Source organism: Caballeronia humi (genome assembly GCF_001544475.1).
In the GTDB taxonomy this organism is placed as follows: Bacteria; Pseudomonadota; Gammaproteobacteria; order Burkholderiales; family Burkholderiaceae; genus Caballeronia; species Caballeronia humi.
Genome location: NZ_FCNW02000118.1, coordinates 1 through 5,900, shown reverse-complemented (window position 1 = coordinate 5,900; position 5,900 = coordinate 1). Strand labels below are relative to the sequence as shown.

Here is a 5,900-nt window from a genome sequence, read left to right as displayed (position 1 = left end):
GCTGGTATAAAGACTTTGCCCATTCGTCAATGCGCGCGACTTGATGAGGGATGCAGTCGAACTCGCGCCTGGCGTTGCCGGTGGCCTGCAGGCAGATGTCATGCTTCGTGTCTGCCCAATCGATGCCAACATAAGCGGTGAACTGCTGATTCGATAGAGGTGCCATGTGAACCTCCGCAAGTGGTAAATTGCCTTGCAGGGACATGCATACTTGCGTTCAGCGAAGGCAATATAGCGAGCCGGTGTCACGGCGAACCCTGAGTATTCGTTATCGAGCGCAAGCGCACCCATAGACTCGAAACTAAAGGCACAAACGTCAGACGTTGGGGCAAATTATTCGTAGTCCACGGGTGCATGTCCCGCTTTCGCTGGCAGTACCTGCCAGCTGTGACCAGTATCACGGAAGGCGGGACGGACTATCTATATTAGGCAAATATTGACGAAGCAATCCGTTGGTATTTTCGCAGGTGCCGCGTTGCCAAGGGCTGTGTGGGTCGCAGAAGTAGACGCGCACGCCAGTGGCTGCAGTGAGTTCTTGGTGCCGCGACATTTCTTTGCCCTGGTCGTAGGTAAAGGTTTGTCGCAACGGCGCGGCAATCGAGTTGAGTTTGGCAGAGAAGCCCGCTAACGCGGAGGCGGCGGTGGCGTCTTCCATCTTGGCGAGTAGCACCAGGCGGCTAGTCCGTTCGACCAGCACGCCGACAGAAGATTGGTTGGCGGCGCCCTTGATGAAGTCACCTTCCCAGTGACCAGGCAGTAGTCGGTCTTCGATTTCGGGCGGCCGCACATGGATACTGACCATGTCGGGAATCTGCCCGCGCCGATCTGTGCCGCGTGTGCGGGACATGCGGGCGCTATGACCGTGGCGCAAGCAGGCGATGAGCTGCCGGCGCAGTTCGCCGCGCGGCTGGGCATAAATGGCCGTGTAGATGGTTTCGTGCGAAACGTGCTGGGTCGGGTCGGTCGGATAATTGGGTAGCCACGTCTCCTCGCGGAAACGCGGCCCCCGAAGAACTGTACGTGCGAGTTTCCCCGCATACAGCTCGAGCACAGCATTAAACGTCACACGGACGCCGGTCGTACCGGCCTTCTTACGACCTTCGCAAACGTCACATCGTTGATTCGCCTCATTGCTGAGGCGAGAGGCGCTGAACCGTAGCCCCACCGGTCACTCACAAGCTGCCCCTCGTTGAACCTAAAATGCTGGTCTGCGACAACTGCACCACGCGGAAGTCTGCACCCTTTCAGGTCGGAGCAAAGCTCGAACCCCTGTGCGACCCATTACAGGCCGCCGTTCGCTTTCTCCGCGTTCTCTTACCCGCTTGATCAACAGCTTCCCTTGCGGGTTACCTGCCAGATAACGCGATGAACTGCGACGCTGGCGGACAATCGGGCTTACTGTGTTCCGCATAAAGGACAAGAGCAGGTTAGGTTCTGCCTTTTCGCCGACAGTCGTTAGTCCGTGTGTCCCGACGCATGAGAGGGACAGCCGACTGTATGCCTTTTGGCTCAAGCCTGACAGCGCCTTTGGCTTGCTACTGATCACGACGTTTATCAGCAGTTCGCATTTGCTAACCATACTGCCCAACCTTGCACCCCATCCGCCGCGGCGCTGGCAGAAAACGACTTCCTCTCACGAGGTCACCATTGCTCAATGAGCGGGTTACGTTGTCCCGGTGGCTTCATACCGGATCGTTACCAATCCCGCATGCACCGGTAGGTTACGGCTGACGGAACAGCCGGTTTCCTGTCTGGCAACCAACGCCAGATGAAACAATCCCTTACGCGACATCACATCGCACCATGCGCTTCAGTGTGCCCGATATCTGCTGGGGTGACCATTTCCATTCGAGCAGGGTGAGCACGACCCGCCAGCAAACGCTTTGTAGGCAAAGCTTCGCGGGGCGTCGGCCCGCGCTACGGCGGGCGGCGCTGAGCGCTTCAGCCGGCACCGATGCATAGCCAGCAGGAGAGCTGTTTCGCGTCAGTTCACGGCTCACGGTGGCCGGCGAGCGCCCGAGTATTCGAGCTATGGCCCGAATACTCACGTCCTGTAGCCGCAGGCTTGCGATGGCTAGGCGTTCTTCAGGTTGAAGCTGTTGGTACGAAGTTTGGTCGGGCATTGCGACACCTTATACGAGATAGGTGTTGCACTTCGCTTTTGAGGCCGCCCTACCAACAGTAAAGCTGCAGCACGAGTGTATCCGACGCTGCGGTCTTCCAGTTTCCCTTTGGCGATCTGTGCTGACTTCGATGCCGCTCAACAGGATGCGAGCACAACGAAAATTCTTGAATTACAGCATGGGTCGCGTGGGTCGCTTGATCGCCCAATGATCCTGCTCAACGAGTTGTTCAGCTACTTGCTCTGGCGAACCTTTCTTGGTGTTTCCCATTTCGGCGTTGAAAGCATCCAGCGCGACCAAGTTCGCACCGCTCTTTATCGATTGTCCCCGTCTCGGGTTCAGCGGAGGACGCGTTTGCGAGGACGGCTTGGCAGAATGGTAATAACCGGAGGCTCGGCGCTGGAGCGGCAAGGCGCTTTATGACACCCCTGTGCGCGTTCACCCCTTCAAAAGATGGTGCCTGGCAGAGATGGACGCTCGTTATGCAAATCGCGCTGCCGCATATGTGGGTGCGCAGTTCCTGCCTCGTTTTAGTCTAAAGAGCGCGAACATGCCGTTCTCGCGCAGGATGACGATGGCTTCGCGCCTTTAGGAGAAACGGTTTAAAACGGGGCCTCAGAGTTTCCAACAATCTCGCCTTCAGCTAATGACCCAGGTCGCACCCGAAGCAAAGTTCCGGCTCGAGAGACGCAAGGTGCTCGTACGTTTGCGAGCGTCGAGCTGACTGATTCACTTTGGCGGTTGACAAGTGCGGCTTGCGGGCGCAGCTCTGCTTCATCACCATCGCGGTCGCATTCACGGCCTTGCGCGGGAGATTCGCCCTCCCCGTTGGCACTGCGCTTCTACTCGCCTTCAATACGCGCCGACCGATATAGCCACCGTGAACCTTGGGGGCAATGTGAGCTTTTAGCGTGGCCTTCATATCAGCTATCGCTTTTCCCCGTCAATCGACGACTGCTTTGCTATTAGTCCGCGCGAAAAAATAGACCGCGCCACTTCGCACCTGCTATAACAAAGTGACGCGCACACGATAAGGTTGACAGTCACGCGTCACCTTTGCATATCCGACCGTCAGCGGTATGTCCAACGCGAGACTCATCACGGGTCGGACTAGCCGACTGCACGATCGCGCTCTGCTCACTCGCGGCACGACCGACGCTCCTGCGCTAGCCAGTTGGCACGAGCCTTCTTCGTTGAAGAGGTGTCACATGAACCGAATCTCCTTCACACATCGAACGGCCACGTTGCTCATTGGAGGCGCGTCGGCGATGCTGATATCCGTCGCAGCAATTGCGCAAGGCGCGTCAGCCGCGACGAATAGCGATGGAGCGCCGGGAGACGCGCCGTTCATTGCCACATCTCATGCGAGCAAAATCACGGCGTCCACGATCCCGGGCGCCGCCGCGCTCGCTGTTGCCACGGACTGGCCTACCTTTGGGATGAACAAACAGCGTCTCGGCTACAACGGGGTCGAAAGCGTGCTAAACCGCGACAACGTGTCGCAGTTGCACGTCCACTGGGCCACCGACATAGGCGGTCCCATTACCACCCAGCCTACCTTGATGACGGGGGTGTTGGTCAACGGTAGGCCGACCGATGTGGTCTACGCCGCTACGTGGTCCGGCAGGATCGTCGCCTTGAACGCAGCCACAGGCGAGCTTATATGGAGCGTTCCGGCGCCCACTGTGCAAACCCGCTGCGGCAATTTCAATGCGTCTGGGGGCTTTGTCGGGACTATTGGCACTCCGACCTTGGACCGCAGAACCAATCGAATGTACGTCGTTACAGGATACGGATTTCTGCATGCACTAGATCTATCGACGGGCGTCGACGTGATGCCTTGGGTCCAGCTGATCGACACGCCAAGCGCATCGCCGAAGACGATCGTGTTCGGTAGTCCCACGTTAAATGGTTCCGATATCTACATCACGACGGCTAGCCCCTGTGACGTTCGGCCGTATCACGGTCAGATTGTGCGGGTTTCGACGACTACTGGGGCCATCCTTCAAAGATGGTATCCGACGAGTGCGTCGGGTCCGGATGGAGGCGGCATATGGGGTCCCGGCGGCGTATCAATCTCGCCGAATGGCCTGTGGGTGTACACGGCGACGGGCAACGCGTTCCCTAACGCACAAAATGGTGCTTATGCGGAACATGTCGTCAGGCTCACCACCAGCCTGGCCGTCGATGCGGCGAATACGCCGCCGCCGCCGAATATCATCGATGCCGACTTCGGCGCTACGCCACTGCTGTTCCAGACTGCAGTATGCCCTCCAATGTTGGCTGCCATGCAAAAGACCGGCAGGCTGTACATCTACAACCGGAATACGCTTGCTAGCGGTCCTATATATTCCTTCCAGATCGGCCGGAGTACACCGGCAGGCAACTTCATCGGCATGCCGGCGTTCGATCCGGTGCTGAACCGACTTTATCTTGGCAACCCGGTTGATTCGAGTTCGGGGATCGTCCGCCACGGCTTGGTGGCGTTGTCAATTCAATCGGACTGCTCGGTCGCTATCGTGTGGAACCTTTCGGTCGGCGTAAATTCAGCCGGACAGAACCCATCGATCTCGCCCATCGTTGCGAACGGCGTGGTGTACTATGCGGACGGAATCGCAAGCGAGGTGTTTGCTGTCGACGCACGAAGTGGCGCGCAGCTATGGAGCACCAACAATCTTCCAGTTGCCGATCGTGTGACAGGGGGCATCTTTACTTCGCCAACGGTCGTGAACGGACAGTTGTTTGTGGCAGGCTTCGATCACAAGATCCATGCGTATGGTCTATAGGGCGGGATACTGAGGCACAAAACACGCTCGATGCGTTGTTCGTCAGCACGACGACCGTACGAGATGTTTTCCGGTCTGGATCCGCGTTGAAGGTTTCGCTCGCCTGTCGATTTTCTGAGCAAGTCTGGCGATGACGCCATGAGGAGTTTGTCGAGTGCCTTGCTGGTCGCGGTCGACCGTTGTGTGGCGGCTGCGTCTGCAACCCGGCGCCACCACAAACCCAACGCGCGCAATCGAGGTCGTTTCTGCTCGGCCGTCGCAACCGGCGAAAGGCGGCAAAGGTGCGGATTCAACCGGTCGCTTCATTAATCAACACTCCCGCCGCTCACGCAGCTTATTGTGTTGCCTTCCACTCGAGAAGTTTCTCGCCGGCACGGACCTGGGTGACGGCAAAGACCCCTCGTCCATGAACACGGACGAACGTACAACCATGCGTCGCATGACCATTTGCTCTTCTTTGCTGGAGTGACAATCTAACAATGATGTGGCGCCAGCGTCGCGCCTTAGCATAATGCGATTGACGCAGCCGCTCCTATCCGTTTATGCCCTCTCCGACCGGTCGCAGCCGCATGAATCGAAAGCCGCCGCGCGGCACCATCGCACGCTGTCGTGAGCGCATCGTCGAAGTGCTGGGCGAAGGGCGCGGACAGCGCGTCATGATCCGGTCCATTCACGCCGATGGCTTCGAACGCCTCACCGCGGTCAAACTCATCAACCTGCTGCCGTTGGATGATCAGCTATTTTGACGCAACTGAACGACAAACGCCGCCGCTGCTCTACGACTGACTAACCGCGTCCTTGAACGCCTTGCCCGCCGTGAATTTGATGGTTTTCGCGGCCGCAATCTCGATTGCTTCACCGGTCGCTGGGTTTCGTCCCGTTCGTGCTGCCCGGGGTATTCGTACCTTTCATGTAAATTCTGGCGATGAGTTTCCGCAGCCCTTATCCAGCAAGACTCCGCCGTGCTCTGGCATCTTGTCGAAGCTCAATC

At 58.0% G+C, this 5,900-nt stretch carries 2 protein-coding genes and 4 pseudogenes; 2 read left to right on the top strand and 4 right to left on the bottom strand.

Annotation, left to right across the window (positions count from 1 at the left end):
* Positions 1 to 427 precede the first annotated feature (427 nt).
* From AWB65_RS33995 to AWB65_RS37500, 3 pseudogenes are all read right to left on the bottom strand, one after another.
* A pseudogene (locus AWB65_RS33995) lies at positions 428 to 952 on the bottom strand (IS30 family transposase); the annotation flags it as partial.
* A gap of 850 nt (positions 953 to 1,802) precedes the next feature.
* A pseudogene (locus AWB65_RS33990) lies at positions 1,803 to 2,123 on the bottom strand (transposase); the annotation flags it as partial.
* A 68-nt stretch (positions 2,124 to 2,191) separates the two neighbouring features.
* Positions 2,192 to 2,460, bottom strand: a pseudogene (locus AWB65_RS37500) (IS6 family transposase); the annotation flags it as partial.
* Positions 2,461 to 3,331: 871 nt separating this feature from the next.
* Here AWB65_RS37500 and AWB65_RS33980 point away from each other — a divergent pair.
* Entirely contained in the window at positions 3,332 to 4,909 is a 1,578-nt protein-coding gene (locus AWB65_RS33980; protein ID WP_159907952.1) for an outer membrane protein assembly factor BamB family protein, read from the top strand.
* Between the two features lie 569 nt (positions 4,910 to 5,478).
* A complete protein-coding gene (locus AWB65_RS33975) occupies positions 5,479 to 5,655 on the top strand; it encodes a hypothetical protein (RefSeq protein WP_235008071.1) in 177 nt (58 codons plus the stop codon).
* 30 nt (positions 5,656 to 5,685) lie between these two features.
* Here AWB65_RS33975 and AWB65_RS33970 read toward each other — a convergent pair.
* A pseudogene (locus tag AWB65_RS33970) lies at positions 5,686 to 5,802 on the bottom strand (HU family DNA-binding protein); the annotation flags it as partial.
* Between the last annotated feature and the right edge of the window lie 98 nt (positions 5,803 to 5,900).

Bases quoted from the DNA above. Each gene is read 5' to 3' on its own strand.
- AWB65_RS33975 (WP_235008071.1), top strand. From the start codon at position 5,479: ATGAATCGAAAGCCGCCGCGCGGCACCATCGCACGCTGTCGTGAGCGC.
- AWB65_RS33980 (WP_159907952.1), top strand. From the start codon at position 3,332: ATGAACCGAATCTCCTTCACACATCGAACGGCCACGTTGCTCATTGGA.